Below are 18,683 nucleotides of genomic sequence, written 5' to 3'. Positions count from 1 at the left end.
TCGCCCGCGCCGACGGCAGCCGCTTCGAGCGGGCGCTGATCCTGCGCATCGACACGCCCATCGAGGTGGAGTACTACCGCCACGGCGGCATCCTCCCCTTCGTGCTGAGGCAGTTGCTGGCGGCCTGAGAGACCGCCAGGCTCAGGGCCGCTGGTCTCAACGTATTTCCGGACCGGGAACCGCCAAGGCTGCACTAGTAGCTTCTGACAGCTTGACGAGCCCGGATCGGGCTTTCTACCCTTTGCGGCCCGCAGCAATTGGCTGCGCAGCCGCGAAGGGAGTAGACAATGGTCCAGCCACCCATGGCGAACCAAGGCTTGTCCGGCAGCATCAAGCAGGACGCCAGCCCCCTGATCGAGATCCTGCATGACGATTTGGCCCAGCTGCTGAGTCTGGCCATGATCCAGCTGGATCACGCTCGCCACAGCGCAGACCCGCAGGCGCTGGAGCGGGCCCGCGGTCTGGTGGGAGGCGCCCTGAGCAGCACCCGCGGCCTGCTGGCGCGGCTGCAAGACGCGGCTGTGCCGGAAGCTGGACGCGGGCCACGCGACCAGGATCTGGCAAGGGCGCTGCAGCGCTGCGCCCAGCGGCTGGGCCGAGCCAGCGCCACGCCCCTGGCCTTCAGCCGCTGCGGCAACCCAGCCCAGCCCAGCCCGGAAATTGCCCAGGTGCTGCTGGCCGCCACCCGCGAATTGCTGTTGAACGCCTGCCGCCATGCAGCCGGCGCGCCGGTCGAACTGCGCCTGGGTGATGGAGGGCACCCCGAACAAGTCCAGATCCTGGTGGCCGATCGCGGGCCAGGACTGGCCAAGGCCCTGAGCCAAGCCCGTTCGGGCCATGGTCTCGGTCTGTCCAGCCTGGGTAGCCGTCTGGCCCCCGTGGGGGCGCGCTTGCGCTGGCGGGCCGACGGTCTGGGCGTGCAGGCCAGCATACGCTGGCGCACCGGCACTGCGCTGCGCACATGAGCCCGGCTCAGCGCATCCGCGTGCTGGTGGCCGATGACCACCATCTCGTGCGTGAGGGCTTGCTGGCCCTGCTGCGCCGGGAGCCCGATCTGGACGTGCTGGCCGAGGCTCGCGACGGCATGGAACTGGTACGCCTGGCGCGCCAGCTCGAACCCGATGTCGCGATCGTGGACATGGCCATGCCCCGCATGAGCGGGCTGGAGGCTCTACGGCGGCTGCGCTCGGAAAACCTAGACTGTCGCCTGCTCTGCCTTTCCGCCCACCGCGACCTGCAGCAGGTCATGGCCGCCCTGGAGGCCGGTGCCAGCGGTTTTGTGTTGAAAGACAACTCCTTCGAGGATCTGGCTCGCGGCGTGCGTCGAGTGGCGACCCGCCAGCTCTTCCTCAGCAGCGAACTGGCTTCGGACTTGCTGGCACACCAGCAGCAGCGCCTGGGCGCCGCCCCCCTGCCAGCCGCCTCGCCGCTCGAGCGGCTCACCGCGCGCGAGCGCCAGATGGTGAGGCTGCTATCCGAGGGCTACAGCGCCCGTCAGATCGCCGAACAGCTGCATCTGAGCGCCAAGACCGTGGCCACGCACCGCGAGCATGTGTTTGCCAAGCTGCAGATCCAGGGCATTGCGGAGCTGACTCGCTTTGCGCTGCGTGCCGGACTCAGCAGCCTGGAGGCCGAGCCTCCTCAGCGAGAGACCCGACCCGGGTTTTCCCCATCAGCAGATTGCTGAGGCGAATTCAGCCGCCGGCCGATGGCGGCTGGGGCCTGCGAGGTCTAAGGTTCACCCAGCATCACGGGGAGAGCCAGAACCATGATCGACGCCGCCTTGAGCCATCTGGCCGGGCAACTCAACGAACACCTGCGCCGCCGCTTCCAGGTGGATGAGGATCTGGCCGTGCTGTCCAATCTGCACGAGCTCAACGGCAGCCTGGTGCCCCTGGTCGCCAACAAGCTGGTGCTCTTCCTGGCCGGCGTCGAGCGCGACAGCATGGCACATCGTGCCGGCAACGCGCCCGGTCTGAGCCCCACACCCGCGCTACAGAGCCCGGCCCCGGTTTACCTGAACCTGCTGCTCATGTGCGCCGCCAACTTCAGCGGTAGCAACTACCCCGAGGCGCTCAAGTTCCTCTCCGGCGCCATCAGCTTCTTCCAGAGCCATCCGGTGCTGGACCACCAGAACAGCCCCGGCATGCATGAAGGCCTGGAGCGGCTGATTCTGAACATCGAGAACCTGAGCAGCTCCGAGATGCACAGCCTGTGGGGCATACACAGCGGCCGCTACCTGCCCTCCGTGCTGTACCGGGTGCGCATGGTGAGCGTGGAAGGCAGCCACATCGAGGTGCGCTTGCCAAGGGTGCAGCAAATCGACACCCGGGGGCTCTCATGAGCCGCCTGGATCGCTACCACCTTCTGGCCCGCGCCACGATTGGCAGCGAATACCACGCGGACGGCCGAGCCCGCCTGCTGCGCTTCCTGCCCGATGCACAGAGCCAGCTCGTCCTGCATGCCTACGGGCTGGTATGCCGCAGCGATGGCAGCGAGCTCGCCGTCCTGGGCGAAGAGCGTGATCTGCAAAGACTCTGGGCCGACCGACGGCCCGCCACGCTGAACTTCAGTCTGTGCTGCGATGACCCGGCGCATCTGCTGTATCGCGAGGCGGCCGCCTTGCCAGCGTTGAGTCTGGCGCTGTTTGAGGGCGAGCATGCTGACTTCACGGCCTGGCTGCGCAGCCCGTCGCGCCAGCAGCATCTGCAGCTGGCCGCCCGACGCACCATCTGGAAGTACCTGCTGCTGGGCGACTGGTCGGGCCAACAGCCCGAGCTGCATGATCCCTTGGGTCTGGTGCAGTTCGAAGCCGCCACGCCCCTGGCACTGGGGGATGGTCGCAGCGCCCTGGCCATCCGCAGCGGCAGCGCCCTGCCCTTGGCCGAACGTGCCGTCCCGCGCTTCCAGCTGCGGGATGCCAACGCTCACCCGCCGCGCCTGCTCATGGCACGGCTCCCCGTGGCCGCCCCTGGCGGTCTGCAACGCGAGCCCGACGGTACGCCGGTCTCGGAAATCTTCGTCAGTCGCTGACCCAAGCAGGAGAAACCGATGGGAGTGATGAAAACCCCGGGCGTCTACATCGTCGAGAAGAACGCCTTCCCCAACTCGGTGGTCGAAGTCGCCACCGCGGTACCGGCCTTCGTGGGCTACACCGAGAAAGCCGACAACCACAACACACCACTGAATCTCAAACCCTGGCGCATCAGCTCCATGGCCGAGTATCACCAGTACTTCGGCGGTCCACCCAAGCCTCTGTTCTCGATCACGCAGGCGGCCAAGAAGGAAGACGGCCACTTCCGCGCGCTGACCACGGCCGACAAGCCCGACAGTGAGGCCGGCTTCACCATCGCCCAGATCGCAGGAAGTGCGGGCGGCAACTACGGCCTCTACAACGCCCTGCGCCACTTCTTCCAGAACGGCGGGGGCCCCTGCTACATCGTCTCGGTGGGCGGCTACGGCAGCGACCTCGACCCCGACGCCTTCAAGGCCGGCATCCTGGAGCTGCTCAAGGAGCAAGAGCCCACCATGCTGCTGATTCCGGAGGCGGTGAGGCTGGGCAAGGAGGTCTGCTATGACCTTCAGGAGGCCATGCTGTCCCACTGCGGCTACACCATGCGCAACCGTGTGGCGATTCTGGATGTCTGGAACGGCGACAAGCCGCGCACCTTTCCCGCGGGCGATCCGGTTGCGGACTTCCGCAATGGCCTGGGCATCAACTTCCTGGACTTCGCGGCCGCCTACTACCCCTGGCTCAACACCACCGTGGTGGGCGAGAAGGAACTCAGCTTCGAGAACATCGACAGCGGCAGCGTCGCCCAGCTCCAGACCCTGCTGCGCGCCGAACTCAAGCTCGAAGCCGCGGCGCCAGCCGACGCCAAGCCGGGGCTGAAGGCACTGTATGACGCGGTGGACGGCATTGCCACCGACTTCAGCAAACAGGTGCAGTCCGAACTCAAGCCCGAGGACAAGCCCTTGAGCAAGGATGAACTGGATGCCGCCGTGCTGGCCCGCAAGAGTCTGCTCAACAAGACCCTGACCCGACTGAGCTCGGTCTTCAACACCGTGCTGAACGAGGCTCGCCGCCAGCTCAACACCTTGCCGCCCAGCGCCGCCATGGCCGGTGTCTACACCATGGTGGACAACACCCGGGGCGTGTGGAAGGCACCGGCCAATGTCAGCCTGGCTGGCGTGATCTCGCCCACCGTGAGCATCTCGGCCGAGCAGCAGGAAGACCTCAACGTCACGGCGCAGGGCAAGAGCATCAATGCCATCCGCGCCTTCATCGGCGAAGGCGTGCTGGTCTGGGGCGCTCGCACCCTGGACGGCAACAGCCTGGACTGGCGCTATGTGAATGTGCGCCGCACCATGATCATGCTGGAGGAGAGTTGCCGCCTGGCGGCCAAGGCCATGGTCTTCGAGCCCAATGTGGCCAATACCTGGGTGACGATCAAGAGCATGATCAGCAACTTCCTCACCAGTGTGTGGAAGCGCGGCGGCCTGATGGGCGCCGTCCCCGAGGACGCCTTCAGCGTCCATGTGGGTCTGGGCGAGACCATGACGCCCGACGACATTCTCGAAGGCATTCTGCGTGTCACGGTCCTGGTGGCCATGGTGCGGCCGGCCGAATTCATCGAGATCACCTTCCAGCAGCAGATGCCCAAGTCCTGAGGCACTGAACAGCAAAAACCACCTACTGGAGAAATCACATGGCTGATGACGGCTCCAAGCAATCGACCAATGTCTGGCCCCTGCCCAAGTTCTATTTCCAGGTGAAATGGGACTCGGCCGTACTGTCCTTCGAAGAGGTTTCGGGCCTCGATGTGGAGGCGCAACCCATCGAGTACCGGCATGGCGACAGCCCCATCTTCGCCCCCACCAAGATGCCGGGGCTGAAGAAGTACGGCAATGTCACGATGAAGAAGGGCGTCTTCAAGTCGGACAACAAGTTCTGGGACTGGTTCAACAAGATCAAGATGAACACCATCAAGCGGGTGCCCGTAACGATCAGCCTGCTGGACGAGGCCGGCAAGCCCACCATGGTCTGGACCCTCAGCAATGCCTGGCCCACCAAGATCACCGGCACCGATCTGAAGGCCGAGGGCAATGAGGTGGCGGTCGAGACCATCGAGATCGCCCATGAGGGCCTGACCATCGCCAACGCCTGAGTGGTGGCAGCGCGCTCCCGCGGACGTGCAGCATGGCTACCCGTACCCCCAGCCCAGCCGGCAGCAGCGACGAATTGCCAGTGGCCTTCGCCTTCAAGGTGGAGTTCATGGGCCTGCCGGAGCAGAACGGTCCGCTGCAACTGGCCTTTCAGGAGGTATCGGGCCTGGGCAGCCAGCTGGACACCGAAGAGCTGCAGGAGGGCGGTGAAAACCGCTTTCGTCACCAGCTCCCGGCACAGCCGCAGGCGCGGCGACTCAGTCTCAAGCGGGCCCTGGTCAATCGCAACTCCCCCCTGCTCGCCTGGTGTGCCAAGGTGCTGGAGGGCGGCTTTGCCGAACCGATCAAGCTCGCCAGCGTCAAGGTCCAGCTGATCAATGCCGCCGGCCAGCCCCTGCTGGTCTGGTGGTGCCGCAATGCCTATCCGGTGCGCTGGGAGGTGGATGCCTTCGGATCGACCAAGAACGAGGCGGCCATCGAGACCATCGAACTGGCTTTCCAGACCCTGGGCAGTCCCAGCTGAAGGATGCATGTGCCATGCCGCTCGAGATTCGACAACTGCTGCTGGATGCCGAGATCGCCCAAGGGCGCTCCGACGACGGGTTAGACCAGGACAGCGACGAGAACGACGACGGCTGCGAGGCCGGTGGTGAGCGCGAGCGGCTCAAGCAGGACATCCTGGCCGAATGCAAGCTCTGGATGCTGGAGCAGCTGCAGCAGATGAGGGAACGCTGAGATGGCCACTGCCAACGGCACCAAGCAGGCCATGACCATCACCCGCTGCAGCATCGGCAGCGACGGCAAGGTCTATGTGGAAGACAAGCGCAACTACAAGATGGTCATCAACCCCTCGGAGTTCAACCACGAGCGACGCATCTGCTACAACCGCCGCCCCACCCTGGGACAGACCGGCAATCCGGTGCGCTTCTCCGCCATGGAGCCGGACAAGATCAGCTTCAGCCTGACCTTCGACGGCACCGGCGTGGTTCCCGTCCCCTCGGGCAATGAGGCGCCGGCCGACGTAAGCGGGCAACTCGAAGCCCTGAGCCGCATCATTTACGACTACAACGGCGAGAAGCACGAGCCCTATCACGTCCAGATCCTCTGGGGCACCCTGCTGTTCTACGGCCGGCTGCAGAACATCAGCACACGCTACACCCTGTTCAAGCCCAGCGGCGCGCCGCTGCGGGCCAAGTCGGACCTGAGCTTCCTGGGTTTTGCCACCACCAAGTACGCCCAGCTCTCGGCCAATCGCAGCTCCCCCGACCTCAGTCACACCGTGGAGGTCTGCGCCGGTGACACCCTCCCCTTGCTGTGCCTGCGCATCTATGGCGACAGCCGCTACTACCCTCAGGTGGCACGCTTCAATGGCCTGCGCGAGTTCCGACGGCTTCAGCCGGGCCTGCGCCTGCACTTTCCGCCCCTGGCCTGAGGACGCATACGCATGGCCAGCAAGCCCAGTGATCAGAGCGACGGCGCGCTGCGCCTCGTGATCAGCTGCGACGGTGCGGATCAGGAGGGCCTGCCCCTGATCAGTGTCACGATCCGCAAGGCGCTCAACAGCGTGCCCTGGGCCCGCATCGTGCTGGCCGACGGGGACATGCCCGAGGGCAAGATGCCCCAAAGCGACGCAGCGTTGTTCAAGCCGGGTGCCAAGCTCGCCATCCGCGCGGGCTATGGCGACCAGGACACGCAGATCTTCGCCGGCCTGCTGGTACGCCATGGCCTCAAGATCAGCGCCGGCAACGACGCCCGTCTGGTCCTGGAGTGCCGCGATGCCGCCTGCAAGATGACCCTGGGCCGTCGCAGCGCCAACTATGTGGACCAGAAGGACAGCGACATCATCAGTGGGCTGATCGAGCGAGCCGGGCTCAGCGCCACGGTCCAGGCCAGTGACATCAGCCACAAGGAACTGGTGCAGTACTACTGCAGCGACTGGGACTTCATGCTGTCCCGCGCACAAGCCCTGGGCATGGTGGTGCGCGTGGATGACGGCGCGGTGCATATCGCCGCGCCGGAGGCCGGCAGCGCAGCCCTGAGCGTCGCCTGGGGCGATGAGCTGATGGATTTCCAGGCCGACATCGATGCACGCAGCCAGTGGAAGGCGGTGCAAGCCGCTTCATGGAGCCTGTCCAGCCAGGCCCTGCTGCAAAGTGCCAGCAGCGCCAGCACGGCGGTGGGCAGCCAGGGCGATCTCGACGGCGCCACCCTGTCGGCGGTGGCCGGTCCCTCGACCCTGCAACTGCAAAGCAGTGCGCCGCAGGAACAGGCGGCGCTTGAGGCCTGGGCAAAGGCGACCCAGTTGCGCGCGGCCCTGGCCCGGGTGCGGGGACGCATGAGCTTCCAGGGCACGGCGCTGGCCAAGCCAGGGGTCGTCGTCGCGCTCAGCGGCGTGGGCACGCGCTTCTCGGGGGATGTCTATCTGAGCGCGGTCGAGCACCAACTGGTCGACGGCAACTGGATCTGCCTGGCCGAGTTCGGTCTGGACCCGGAGCTGCACACCCAGCGCGGCGATGTGCAGGCCCCGCCGGGGGCAGGTCTGCTGCCCGGCGTCGGCGGCCTGCAGATTGGCAAGGTGATCAAGCTCGATGGTGATCCCGAGGGCCAGAACAAGATCCAGGTCAGCCTGCCCACCTGGCAATGCGAGACCGAAGGCGTCTGGGCCCGCCTGCTGCAGTTCCACGCCTCCAGCGGCTTCGGCGCCTTCTTCCTGCCCGAGGTGGGCGACGAGGTGCTGCTGGGCTATCTCAACGATGACCCCTGCCACCCCGTGGTGCTGGGCAGCCTCTACAGCAGTGCCCGCACGCCCCCCTACGCCCTGGCCGCCGAGAACGACACCAAAGCCCTGGTGACCCGCTGCCAGCATCGCTTCGAGTTCAACGAGGCCGACAAGATCATCACCCTGACGACGCCCGCCAAGAACCAGCTGGTGCTGGACGACAAGGATCAGAGCATCCTGATCAAGGACCAGCACGGCAACAGCATCAAGCTCAGCAGCGAGGGCATTGCGCTCGACAGCCCCAAGGACATCAAGCTCAACGCCAAAGGGGGCATTTCACTCGAAGCGGTCAATGCCATCACGCTCAAGTCGCAGGCCGACTTCAAGGCCAATGCACTCAACATCAGCTGCGAGGCCCAGATGGCCCTGAGCGCCAAGGGTTCGGCCAGTGCCGAGCTCTCGGCCTCGGGTCAAACAACGGTCAAGGGCGCCCTGGTGATGATCAACTGAACGGAGTGCTCAACATGCCGCCCGCCGCCCGCCTGACCGATATGCACAGCTGCCCCATGCAGACGCCGGGCCTGCCGCCCATCCCACATGTAGGCGGGCCGGTCATCGGCCCCGGTGTGCCCAGCGTGCTGATCGGCAAGCTGCCCGCCGCCGTGGTGGGAGACAACGCTGTGTGCGTCGGTCCACCGGACACCATCGCAATGGGCTCCACCACCGTGCTGATCGGCAGCAAGCCCGCAGCACGCATCGGCGACCCCACGGCCCATGGCGGCAGCATCGTGCTGGGCTGCTTCACCGTCCTCATCGGAGGCTGATGATGAGCTTCCTGGGCCGTGGCTGGAGTTTTCCGCCCCGTTTCGATGAGCAGGGCCGGGTTCTGATGGTGGAGAACGAGGACGATGTCGCCGAGAGTCTGCGCATCCTGCTGGCCACCCGTTGCGGCGAACGCGTGATGCAGGCAGGCTATGGCACGCATCTGCACCGCATGGTGTTTGAGACCGCCGACGAGCAGACCCTCACCGCCATCAAGGACATGCTGTCCAAGGCTCTGCTCTTCTATGAGCCGCGGGTGGAGCTGGAACACATCGATGCCCGCATCGCCGAGGATGAGCTGGCCCGGCTGGAGCTGCGGCTGTACTACCGCATCCGCAGCACCAACACCCGGCACAACCTCGTCTATCCCCTCTACCTGGACCAGGCCAGCCAGGCGGTGGAGGCGCGCTGATGCAGAACCTTAGCCGCAGCGGCACCGCTCAGCTGGATCGTCAGGCCAGTGCCCCTGACGGCCAGAGCCTGCGCCCCGACGAGTGGACCCTGGCCCAACGCCTGGCCCTGAGCCTGGATCTGGCCGAGCGTCTGGCCTTTGTGAACGAGGCGGGCCAGACCCGGGGCAGCTGGGCGCCCATTCTGCGGCGCGATCCCAGCCTGCTCCTGGCCGAACTGGCGGCCGCCGCAGCGCTGAGCACCCGACACGCGGCTCCGGACACCGGCGCCGGCAACGGTCACCGACAGCAGTGGCGGCACTGCCTGGCACTGGCCACCCGCCTGGACGATTTTCTGATGGGTCTGGAGGGAGAGCCGGCGCTGCAAAGCCTGCTGAGTTCCCGCATCACCCGTCACCTAGCCCCCCTGCTGGAAGCCCTCCACCCTCTGTTCCCGGAGGGTGAGCGCGCGCAAAGACTGCGCCACCCGGCCTGGGGGGTGGCGCCGGAGGCCGCACTGGAGCGGCCCGGTGTCGAACTCCTGCCGCGACGCCTGCGCGAACTCCGGACCGGCCTGAGCCGCCTGCACGACGAGGCCTCGGCCCTGGCCCGCCAGCGTCTGCCGCACAGCTTGGGCGGCGGCATGCACGAGCCCGCCATGGGCCTGCTGTTGAGCCTGCTTCGCTTGATCGATCAGGCACGCGCCCCGCTCAACGAGTTCGGTGAACGCCTGATCCAGCATTACTACCACGATCGCCTGCATTTCCAGCGCCTGCCAGCGCGCTGCGACCGCGTGCACCTGCTGCTGCGCCGGGATCCGCGCTACGCCCGGCCCGTGCGCATCCTGCCCGGCAGTCGCTTCCAGGCCGGCCAAACGCCCGATGGCCGCAGCCGCAGCATGCTGGCCGAGCAGGGTCTGGATGTGGGACATATGCAGGTGGCCCGTCTGGCAAGCCTGTGCCTAGAGCACGATCCCATGATCTCGCCCGAGCATCAGCTGGCTTATCCCAGCCGCGCCCGCGCCAGTCTCATCGAACCGCCTACCCCCGAGCTGGCCGCACTGCCTCGTTGCGCAAGCTGGCCGGTGCTGGGTGGCGGCAGCGCCCCCGATGCCGAGATCGGTCTGGCCCTGGCCTCGCCCCTGCTGGCTCTGGCCGGGGGGGAGCGTCGCATCGATCTGGACATGGCCCTGTGCATGCCGGGCGTGCCAACGTCCGGACTCAGCACCCTGATGGAACAAGCCCTGCGCTGCCGGGACCGCAGCCGCCAGCCCGGGCTGCTGGGCCAGATCTTCGCCTGCTGGCTCTGCGCCAGCGACCAGGAAGAGCCCGACCCTGCACTGCTGGCGGCCTTGCGTCGCCGCACCCGGCGACTCATGCCCTCCGGATACAGGCTGGATGTGGACGATCCGCTGAGCCTGCTGGCCGGCGATCGGCCGCCTGAGCGTGACCTGGTGTTCGACCGCGTCTTCCGCGGCCTCTGGCAGGCCCGGCTCAGCGGCAGCCAGGGCTGGCTGGCCCTGGACGAGGTTCATGTGCGGCGCGGCGCCCGCGGCGGTCTGACGCTGAGCCTGCGCCTGCGTCCGGAGCACCCAGCCATCCAGGCCTGCAGCCCCGCCCTGCACGGCCCCGCCTGGCCTGATCAGCCGGTGCTCCAGCTGTGTCTGAGCCGGCGCAGCCGCATCTTCGGGCTGGGCCTGCTGCAGCAGCTGCGCCTGCAGGCCCTGCAGCTTCGCGTCGAGGTGCGGGGACTGAGAGAGCTGCGGCTCTACAACCAGCTCGGGCGCCTGGACGCGAGCAAACCCTTCGCCCCCTTCGGTCCCCTGCCCGACGCCTCGTCCTACCTGATGTTCAGCAGCCCTGAGCTGATGAGCAAACCGCTGCAAAGCCTGAGCCTGCAGATGCACTGGGCGGGGCTGCCGGCCGACGGCCTGGCACATCATTACCGCGCCTACCCCGAGGGTCCCTGGCTGCCGCAGCGTTTCCAGGTGCGGCGGGCCGTGCTCAGCGATGGCCGCTGGCGCGAAGCCTCCCAACGACCGCTCTTCCCGATCCGAGACAGGGCAAGAGATGCCGAGGCCAGCGTGGGCGACTGCGAGCTGGACCTGGGTGACGCCCAGCTGCTGCGCCTGCACCGGCCCCAGGTGCTCAGCGCCGCCCAGCTGGCCGCCCAGGCGGATTACGGGCCCGGCAGCCGCCAGGGCTTCTTCCGTTTGCAGCTCACGGCACCCGCCTTCGGGCATGCGCTCTACCCGCCCCTGCTTACCGAGGTGCTGAGCCACAACGCCCGCCGCGGCTGGCGCCTGCGGCCGCGTGAGTTGCCCCAGGCGCCCTACACCCCCATGCTGGACAGCATCAGCCTGCACTACAGGGCGGCCGCCCGCATCCCGGTGCCGGGCGTGTTGGACCGAGGCGCTGCCGCGGCCGAACTGCGCTCCGCGGACGGCGGCCGCGCTGACGCCGCCGCTGTGCAAGCCCAGCAAACCCAGCTGATCGAAATCGGCCCCTTCGGTCGCAGCGCCTTGCGACCCGCGCCCGGCGAGGCACGTCCGGCGCTCGCGCCCCTGTGGCCCGGTGATGGCCAGCTCTACATCGGTCTGCAAGGGCGCGAGGCCGACAGCCTGCTCAGCCTGCTCTTCCAGCTCGATCCCAGCCAGGCGGAAGAGGCACTGGACGATCAACGGCCGCAGCTCGCCTGGGCGGCCTGGACCCACAAAGGCTGGCAGGCCCTGGAGCCCTACCGCGTGCTGCTGGACCAGACCGAGGGCCTGCTGCGCACCGGCATCATCATGCTGGACCTGCCCGCGGGTTTGCGTCGCGGCTGTCCCGCCTTGGAAGGGCGCATGCCGCCTGGGGCCCAAGACACGGGGGCCCTCTTCTGGCTCTGTCTCTCAGGCCGAGGCCGCCTGCCACGCTTGGCCCCCTTGCAAGGTGTCTGGGCCCAGGCCATCAGCGCCCGCCGCAGCCCCGACAGCGCCGAGGCCCTGCCGCTGCCGGCACTCAGCGTGCAGACCGCGGCACCGGCCATTCCCGGCCTGGTCCAGGTGCTGCAGACGCAGCCCGGTTTCGATGCCCGCGATGCCGAAGACGAGCGCGCCCTGCGCCTGCGGGCCTGCGAGCTGCTGCGCCACCGAGACCGCGCGCTCAACGCCTGGGATTTCGAACGTCTGGTGCTGCAGGCCTTCCCGGAGGTGTTCAAGCTGATCTGCCTGCCCGCGGAGGACAAGGGGGAGAGCCTGTGCACCGTGGTGGTGGTGCCGGCACTCGCCCCCGGTCAGGAGGTAGACGGCACCGAAGCGCCTCGCCTGGATGCCGCCACCCTGGAGCGCATCCGCGACTTCCTGCGCCAGCGCTGCTCGCCCAGCCTGCTGCTTCGGGTTCGCAACCCGGCCTATGAGCGCATCCAGGTGCGCTGCCGTCTGCGCCTGAGCCCAGGGCTGCAGACCGGCGAGCGCCTGCGCGAGCTCAATCAGTGTCTGCGCGACTATCTCTCACCCTGGCGAGCCGGGGGCATCACGGCACGCTTCGACTGGCGGGTGCGCGTAGACGATGTCGAGGCCTTGTTGCGGGCGCAGGACGGCGTCGAGGCGGTGCAAGGACTCTCCTTGCTGCACATCACCCACAGCGATGCCGGGCGCTATCTGCTGGCGGACAGCTTCCATACCCGGCAGCATGAGCTAAGACCCGCCCGGGCCTGCAGCTTGGCCCTGCCCATGCGCGGGCATCTGCTGGAGCTGCAGGATCCCACCCAGGATGGCCGAGCCCGACCTACGGGGCTGGGTCAGCTCAGGCTGGGTGGCAGCTTCATCATCGGACAGGGCTGCACGCCAGCGCCGGGAGCACGCCCATGAGCAGCCGCAACCGGGAAACCCTGCGCAACTACTTCAAGGCGGGCGAGATGCCCACCGAAGGTCATTTCGTCGATCTGATCGACTCCATGCTGAATATGCACGACGAAGGGTTCTGCAAGAGCGTCGAGCATGGAGACGAGATCTACGCGGCCATGGGGCACGATGCCCTGATCAGCTTCTACCGCGATCAGAAACCCGGCGATGTGCTCTGGCGCGTGCAGCTCGGCCGCACCGAGGACCAGTTGCAGATCGGCAGCGGCGAGAGCACACCCGCGCTGCTGAGCCTGGATGCGCAGCAGCGCGTGGGCATCGGCCAGCCCAAACCCCGCGATCTGCTGGATGTGGGCGGAACCTTGGCCTGCGAGGCCAGGCGCGGCCGCTGGAAGGACGAAGAGCGCCCCGACGTGCTAGCCAATGGCGAATGGCAGGACATCACGCCGGACCTGCACGGCTGCCAGGGCTTCGAGGTGATGGCCGGCGCAGGCCGCCAGGGCAGTGGTCACTTCAGCCTGCTGCATGCCGTGGCGCTCAACACCTACAACCCCGGGGGCGGCCTGCTGGCCTGGTTCAAGCAACGGCGCGGCATCCGCCAGACCCGCTCCTGGTGGGGCCGGCGCTGCGACCGCTTGGAACTGCGTTGGTGCGGCAGCCACGGCCGCGAGGCCGAGTACCGGCTGCAGATCCGCAGCGGCTGCGACTTCGGGCCTGGCCAGCGCATCCAGGTTCAGCTGACCCAGCTCTGGACCGACCCGACCATGGCCGACAGCCAACCCCGACAGGAGGCGACGCCGTGACGGCCCCGAGCCTGCAGCGCATCCCGCGCCTGCCTCCCGAGGCCCAGGAGGATGCGCTGGGCTTTGCCAGCCTGCGCCAGCAGGCGCTGGACTGGGTACAAGAGGCCAGCGGCGAGCTCTGGACCGATTACAACCTGCACGATCCCGGCGTCAGCCTGCTGGAATCGCTGGTCTACGCCCTGACCGAGGAGGTCTATGCCGCGCGCGACAGTGTGCCGGCCCTGCTTGGGCTGGACCCGGACGACCCTGGGCTTGCCAGCGCGCAGTCGGCTCACCATTACGCCCTGCTGCCCCCCGAACAGGTGCATACCGGCCGCCCCTGCAGCGAGCTGGACCAGCTGGCCTGGCTGCACGAGCAGCGCCCCGCGCCACGACACGCCGATCTGGCCGCCCTGAAGGACGTGCGAGGCCGGCCCCTGGGCTTGTGGGCCTGGCGCCAACTGGGCCCGGACCAGGCCGATGACGCTGCGCAGCGGCGGCTGGCCGCGAATCTGGCCCAACGTTACTGGCAGCAGCGCAATCTGGGCGAGGACCTGTGGAGCCTGCCGCGCTTGCTGCGCCCCCGCTGGGTGCGCCTGCAGCTGCACCTGGTGCTGCAGGACGATGCCGAGCTCAGCGAGGTCCTGGCTCCCTTGATGCTGGCCTGCGAACGCTACATCGCGGCCCTGCCGCTGTCCCTGGACGCGGATGAGCTGCTCCGTGTTCGTGCCGATCAGCTGTACCTCAGCGATCTGATGCGCAGCCTGCGATGCCTGCCGGGCCTGCGCAGCATCGAGTTGCTGCACCTGCATGAATTCGGACCAGCCCATGCTCACGAGACCGAGTCGACCACAGCGCCGAGCGACAGCCTGCCCTGGCGCGGCGAGGACTGGGGCCTGCGTCTGCACTGGCCGGAGCAGCGGCAGGACCTCGCCGACTGGGTCGTGGAACGCAGCGGAGCTCGACTGCCCCTGGCCCATGCCGAGCTGCTCCTGCTGCTGCAAGACCTGCGCCGCGAACGCTCGGGCGCCCGCAGCAGCGATCTGGCGCGCCGCTCGGCGCCGACCGTCCCAACCGTGGTTCCGCCCGCTCCGCGGCTCGCGGACGAGGGCAGGCCTGCCCGCTATGTGCCCGCCAGCCAGCATCTCCCCGATCTCTATCGCGAGCCCCAGGCCTTGCGCTGGACCCATGACCAGGTGCGACGTACACCACCCGGCCAGGCCACGCAGTGGGCCGGCTACCTGGCCCTGCTCGAACAGCCGCTGGCCCAGCTGCGGGCCCAGCGTCGGCACCTCGCCAAGCTGTACGACTTGCATAACGCCTCGGCCCGCAGCTACTGGCAGGAAGCGCTGGACGCGACGCAGCTGCCGGGCTTGAGCTGGCTGGCCGAGACCGACGTCGATTCGCCCGGTCTGCTGGATGCCCAGGATGAGGCCGCCGAGCGACGCGGCCGCGCTCTGGACCAGCTGCTGGCCCTGCATGGCGAGGCCCTGGACTTCGGACCGCTGCAGGATGTGCCACGCTACCTTTCCCCTCAGGCCTGGGCCTTGCAGCAGCTGGACTGCAAGCGCCGCTACGCCCAGCAGATCGCCGAGTTCACGGGGAACCGACAGGCCGGCTTTGACTACAGCCGGCCCGGCCCCGAACGTTCCTTGACCCAGGGCCCACCTTTGCAGCGGCGGCTGGCCTTGCAGCTGCAACTGCTGGCCGGCCCACGCCTGAGCCAATGGCTTCAGATCAGCGGCCGCTTGCCACTGGAGCAGCCCCATACCGCCAACCCTCAGGCGCTTGAATCCAGTGGCCACTGGCATCCCCTGCCACATGCCATTCCCAGCCCGGAACATGCCGCGGAGCCTCCGTCCCTGCCCGATCTGCAGGCTTGGCTGGGCGAGGCGGCCGATGACGCGGCCCTCTGGCGGGCTGCCGTTCGGCCCGAGGCCTTTCGCTGCCAGCGCCACAAGGGCCTGTGCCGCCTGAGGCTGGGGCCGGACGCTGAAGGGCGGCTGTGGTCGCTGGGCGAGTTTCCGGACGAGGCCAGCGCCTGGACCCGGGCCGTGGCGCTTCACCAGAGCCTGTGCCGCCTGCAGCAGCACAGCGAGGGCCTGCACCTGGTTGAGCATCTGCTGCTGCGTCCCACCGACGGGGCGGACTCGCCCGGGACGCTGGACGACTTCTTCATGCACCGGCTGAGCATCGTCCTGCCCGGCTGGACCGCACGCTGCGCCGATCCTCGCCTGCGAGCCCTGGCCAGGCTGCGTGTCCAGGAGGCCGCTCCGGCCCAGCTGCGCTGCCGCCTGCTCTGGGTGGATGCCGCCGGAATGCAGCGCTTCGAAAGCCTGTGGCTGGCCTGGTTGCTGTCCAAGCGGGCCTATTGCCAGGCCTTGCTGGATGACGAAGCCACTGCGGGCGCGCAGCGTCGGGTCGATGAGCGCGCTGCCGCACTGAGCACCTGGCTGCGGCAAGAGCACGCCAAGGAGTCGGCATGAAACTGCTGCCCGCCGTCCAGGCTCATCGCATCGAAACGCTGAGCCTCAGCCTGAGCAGCCGGGGTGGTACGTGCGTGAGTGCTGATCAGCAGGGCCGCTGCCTGCATGAGCTGCTCCTGCCCCTGCTCGGCCCCTTGTTGGACCGGCTGGCACCGCCCCAGCAGGTTTTGCGGCTGGAGCGCCTGGAGCTGCACCTGGGGCGACTGAGCCTGGACGATGCACCGGAGCGCTGGCGGACCCGGCTCGAGCAGGCACTGGCCTTGGCCTTGGCCCGGGCCCTGCCGCAGTCCGCCCCCCCCCTCAAGACCTCGGCGCTGGAGCTGACGCAGTTCCTGCACTTTCTTCAGCACGGCAGCCTGCCCTGGTCCATGGCCTCGGGCCCCGGCAGCCTGCGGCTGTCGCTGTGGCTGGAGAGCCTGGCGCGACGGCAGGGGGCCTTGCTCTGGCGTCGGCTGCAGGCCTTGCCTGACGCCGGCCAGGTGCTGGAGCGTCTGAGCCGCATCAGCCCCCCGCAGGGCCTGCAGGCCCTGCTCGCCGCCCGGCAGCCCGACCTGGCCCAGGGCCTCACGCACTTGGACGAGGCCTGGCTCGCTCCGCTGCAGCACAGCGGCCGCCTCGGCGCCTACCAGGCCGGCCAGCTGCGCCAACGCCTGCGGGTGACGGCCCTGCGCGCACTCTGGGGGCTGCGCGGCCCTGCCACCAGCCAGGCTTGGCGCGAAGCACTCTTCACAGCGCTGCGCCAGGACCTGCGGGCCCAGCTCGGCGAGGGCTGGCAGCAGCGCCTGCCCGGGCCGCGATCGGCGGATGTCGGGCGGGCGCAGCGCGGTCTCGATCAGGCGCTGCTGGCGGCCGTGCTGGCCCCCCGCAGGCAGGCAGGCGAGCCGGCCTCGGGCATCGAAGGGCGTCTTGAGGCAGAGCGGCCCAGCCCGGCCAGTCTGGCCTGGGCGGGGCTGCGCCAACTGATGGGGCAGGCCGGCGCGCGCAGTGGTCGCCGCCAGCGCGAGCGTGTTCGGCAGCTGCTGGCCACACTGAGCCGGCATGCCGCGGCCGAACTGCGTGAGCGCCTGCTGCGGCTGCTGCGCCAGCGCCGGGCCCGGCGGCGCTGCAGCGAGCTGCTGGACCCCGAAGCCATGGGCAGCCTGATGGGCCTGCTGGGGGTATCCGCCCGCAGTGTGGGGGCGGGCTGGGCCGACTCGCTGCGCCAGACCGCGCTGCGCTTGCAAAGCCAGTGCGCGCCCACGCAGCGGCCCCGGCTGGGCCGCCTGCAAGCCCTGTTGATGGAAGCCAGCTTGGCCGCCTGGAGCGCGGGGCGGCGTCTGCCCGACAGCCACAGCGGCTGGCAGGCACTCTGGGCAGCCGCCTGGGCGCGCTGGCAGCGAGACGAACCGGAGCTGCAGCGCCCGGCCGGACCATCGCCCAGCCCGGAGGGGTCGGGCCGGCAGCCGCCCCGGAAAACCGAGGCCGCCCAGGCCCGGCGGCTGCAGAACCCGCCCAGCACGCAAGCCGAACGTGGCTGGTCCTGGGCCCAGCGCCTGCGCCTGGCCCAGATGCTGGAGACGCCGCAGGCCTGCCTGCGCTGGCTGCGGCGCACGCCCGAGCTGCAACGCTGGCGGCTGCTGAAGGCGCAGTTCGGTCAGGCCGTCGACGGCCTGAAACGGCGTCTGCAGCGCCTGCTGGGATTGGCCGAGGCCCAGGCGGCCGAGCCGGCGCCGGCCGGCCTGACCCGCACGGCGCTGTTCGCGCCACCCGATGCGCCACGTTTGCGCGAACGCCTGTGGCTGGGCCTGTGCCGACGACTTTTTGTGCTGGGCGAAGCACCGGAACAACTGCGCCTGGGGCCGGAGCTGCTCGCGACGGCACCGGGCCGCGCAGCCCCCACCGCCGAGCTGTCCGCGCCTCGCCTGGGCGAGCCCATCTGGGTGGATGACGCCGGCCAGGTGCTGCTGGCGGTCTATGCGCAGTGCCTCTTCGCACGCTTCGAACTGCTGGACGAGAGCGGCCGGCAGTGGCGCAGCGAAACCGCCCGCGCGCACGCCGTGGCCTGCCTGCAGTACCTGGTGCGTGGCGCCCAGGGCCTCGATACGCCCGATGAGCATCGCCTGCCCTTGAGCAAGCTCTTGTGCGGGGCCTCACCCGAAACACTGCTCGTCCCCGACTCGGGACCGGAGCCGGCCCGGCAAGCCGAGCTGGAGGGTCTGCTGCAGGCGCTGATCGCTCACTGGGCCGCCCTGGGTCAGACCAGCCCCCAGGCGCTGCGTGAGAGCTTTCTGCAGCGCGGCGGCCGCCTGGTGCAGGAAACACAGGCCGAGAGCGTGGAAGGCCCGGAGGGCCGGCGCGAGGAGCCGGCTCGCTGGCGGCTGCGCGTCGAGGGGCGCGCCTTCGATGTGCTGCTGGACCGTCTGCCCTGGAGCTATGGCCTGATCCGCCTGCCCTGGATGTCGGCCGTTCTGCACGTGGACTGGCGCTGAGGATCACATC

Annotated in this window: 16 protein-coding genes; all 16 read left to right on the top strand. The window is 68.7% G+C overall.

All coding sequences use genetic code 11. The annotated features are described in order from the left end of the window. Nucleotides 1-287: 287 nt before the first annotated feature. The 16 genes from DFR39_RS06470 (at nt 288) to DFR39_RS06395 (ending at nt 18,673) form a co-directional block, all read left to right on the top strand. Nucleotides 288-965 carry a sensor histidine kinase gene (locus DFR39_RS06470; protein WP_133602722.1) on the top strand — a complete coding sequence of 226 codons (678 nt, stop codon included), beginning with the start codon at nt 288-290 and terminating at the stop codon, nt 963-965. Next, a complete protein-coding gene (locus DFR39_RS06465; RefSeq protein ID WP_133602721.1) occupies nt 962-1,687 on the top strand; it encodes a response regulator in 726 nt (241 codons plus the stop codon). Before DFR39_RS06470 ends, DFR39_RS06465 begins: the two co-directional genes overlap by 4 nt. An 81-nt stretch (nt 1,688-1,768) precedes the next feature. Continuing rightward, on the top strand, nt 1,769-2,344 hold the full coding sequence (locus DFR39_RS06460) for a Pvc16 family protein (protein ID WP_133602720.1): 576 nt from the start codon (nt 1,769-1,771) through the stop codon (nt 2,342-2,344). Next, nucleotides 2,341-3,033, top strand: coding sequence for a hypothetical protein (locus DFR39_RS06455; protein WP_133602719.1), 693 nt, complete (start codon nt 2,341-2,343; stop codon nt 3,031-3,033). Before DFR39_RS06460 ends, DFR39_RS06455 begins: the two co-directional genes overlap by 4 nt. Nucleotides 3,034-3,051: 18 nt before the next feature. Beyond that, nucleotides 3,052-4,671 carry a phage tail sheath family protein gene (locus DFR39_RS06450; protein ID WP_133602718.1) on the top strand — a complete coding sequence of 540 codons (1,620 nt, stop codon included), beginning with the start codon at nt 3,052-3,054 and terminating at the stop codon, nt 4,669-4,671. Between the two features lie 38 nt (nt 4,672-4,709). Further along, entirely contained in the window at nt 4,710-5,168 is a 459-nt protein-coding gene (locus DFR39_RS06445) for a phage tail protein (protein WP_133602717.1), read from the top strand. Nucleotides 5,169-5,200: 32 nt separating this feature from the next. Beyond that, nucleotides 5,201-5,689 carry a phage tail protein gene (locus tag DFR39_RS06440; RefSeq protein WP_133602716.1) on the top strand — a complete coding sequence of 163 codons (489 nt, stop codon included), beginning with the start codon at nt 5,201-5,203 and terminating at the stop codon, nt 5,687-5,689. Nucleotides 5,690-5,703: 14 nt separating this feature from the next. After that, on the top strand, nt 5,704-5,901 hold the full coding sequence (locus tag DFR39_RS06435; protein ID WP_133602715.1) for a DUF5908 family protein: 198 nt from the start codon (nt 5,704-5,706) through the stop codon (nt 5,899-5,901). Between the two features lies 1 nt (nt 5,902). Next, nucleotides 5,903-6,598, top strand: a complete 696-nt coding sequence (locus DFR39_RS06430; RefSeq protein ID WP_133602714.1) for a CIS tube protein — start codon at nt 5,903-5,905, stop codon at nt 6,596-6,598. A gap of 12 nt (nt 6,599-6,610) precedes the next feature. After that, entirely contained in the window at nt 6,611-8,395 is a 1,785-nt protein-coding gene (gene vgrG, locus DFR39_RS06425) for a type VI secretion system tip protein VgrG (protein ID WP_133602713.1), read from the top strand. A gap of 14 nt (nt 8,396-8,409) precedes the next feature. Continuing rightward, entirely contained in the window at nt 8,410-8,709 is a 300-nt protein-coding gene (locus tag DFR39_RS06420; protein ID WP_133602712.1) for a PAAR domain-containing protein, read from the top strand. A 2-nt stretch (nt 8,710-8,711) separates the two neighbouring features. Then, a complete protein-coding gene (locus DFR39_RS06415) occupies nt 8,712-9,119 on the top strand; it encodes a GPW/gp25 family protein (protein WP_211343815.1) in 408 nt (135 codons plus the stop codon). Then, nucleotides 9,119-12,946 carry a baseplate J/gp47 family protein gene (locus DFR39_RS06410; protein ID WP_133602710.1) on the top strand — a complete coding sequence of 1,276 codons (3,828 nt, stop codon included), beginning with the start codon at nt 9,119-9,121 and terminating at the stop codon, nt 12,944-12,946. Before DFR39_RS06415 ends, DFR39_RS06410 begins: the two co-directional genes overlap by 1 nt. After that, complete coding sequence (locus tag DFR39_RS06405; protein WP_133602709.1) at nt 12,943-13,740, top strand: hypothetical protein; 798 nt, start codon at nt 12,943-12,945, stop codon at nt 13,738-13,740. The genes DFR39_RS06410 and DFR39_RS06405 overlap by 4 nt, the downstream gene beginning before the upstream one ends. Then, entirely contained in the window at nt 13,737-16,205 is a 2,469-nt protein-coding gene (locus DFR39_RS06400) for a hypothetical protein (protein WP_133602708.1), read from the top strand. The genes DFR39_RS06405 and DFR39_RS06400 overlap by 4 nt, the downstream gene beginning before the upstream one ends. Beyond that, entirely contained in the window at nt 16,202-18,673 is a 2,472-nt protein-coding gene (locus DFR39_RS06395) for a contractile injection system tape measure protein (RefSeq protein WP_133602707.1), read from the top strand. The genes DFR39_RS06400 and DFR39_RS06395 overlap by 4 nt, the downstream gene beginning before the upstream one ends. Nucleotides 18,674-18,683: the final 10 nt, after the last annotated feature.

Source organism: Roseateles asaccharophilus (assembly GCF_004362405.1).
Lineage (GTDB): Bacteria > Pseudomonadota > Gammaproteobacteria > Burkholderiales > Burkholderiaceae_C > Kinneretia > Kinneretia asaccharophila.
Note: the sequence above shows the minus strand (reverse complement) of the source record. Positions and strands in the feature narration are given on the sequence as shown.

Bases quoted from the DNA above. Each gene is read 5' to 3' on its own strand.
- DFR39_RS06470 (WP_133602722.1), top strand. From the start codon at position 288: ATGGTCCAGCCACCCATGGCGAACCAAGGCTTGTCCGGCAGCATCAAG.
- DFR39_RS06465 (WP_133602721.1), top strand. From the start codon at position 962: ATGAGCCCGGCTCAGCGCATCCGCGTGCTGGTGGCCGATGACCACCAT.
- DFR39_RS06460 (WP_133602720.1), top strand. From the start codon at position 1,769: ATGATCGACGCCGCCTTGAGCCATCTGGCCGGGCAACTCAACGAACAC.
- DFR39_RS06455 (WP_133602719.1), top strand. From the start codon at position 2,341: ATGAGCCGCCTGGATCGCTACCACCTTCTGGCCCGCGCCACGATTGGC.
- DFR39_RS06450 (WP_133602718.1), top strand. From the start codon at position 3,052: ATGGGAGTGATGAAAACCCCGGGCGTCTACATCGTCGAGAAGAACGCC.
- DFR39_RS06445 (WP_133602717.1), top strand. From the start codon at position 4,710: ATGGCTGATGACGGCTCCAAGCAATCGACCAATGTCTGGCCCCTGCCC.
- DFR39_RS06440 (WP_133602716.1), top strand. From the start codon at position 5,201: ATGGCTACCCGTACCCCCAGCCCAGCCGGCAGCAGCGACGAATTGCCA.
- DFR39_RS06435 (WP_133602715.1), top strand. From the start codon at position 5,704: ATGCCGCTCGAGATTCGACAACTGCTGCTGGATGCCGAGATCGCCCAA.
- DFR39_RS06430 (WP_133602714.1), top strand. From the start codon at position 5,903: ATGGCCACTGCCAACGGCACCAAGCAGGCCATGACCATCACCCGCTGC.
- vgrG (WP_133602713.1), top strand. From the start codon at position 6,611: ATGGCCAGCAAGCCCAGTGATCAGAGCGACGGCGCGCTGCGCCTCGTG.
- DFR39_RS06420 (WP_133602712.1), top strand. From the start codon at position 8,410: ATGCCGCCCGCCGCCCGCCTGACCGATATGCACAGCTGCCCCATGCAG.
- DFR39_RS06415 (WP_211343815.1), top strand. From the start codon at position 8,712: ATGAGCTTCCTGGGCCGTGGCTGGAGTTTTCCGCCCCGTTTCGATGAG.
- DFR39_RS06410 (WP_133602710.1), top strand. From the start codon at position 9,119: ATGCAGAACCTTAGCCGCAGCGGCACCGCTCAGCTGGATCGTCAGGCC.
- DFR39_RS06405 (WP_133602709.1), top strand. From the start codon at position 12,943: ATGAGCAGCCGCAACCGGGAAACCCTGCGCAACTACTTCAAGGCGGGC.
- DFR39_RS06395 (WP_133602707.1), top strand. From the start codon at position 16,202: ATGAAACTGCTGCCCGCCGTCCAGGCTCATCGCATCGAAACGCTGAGC.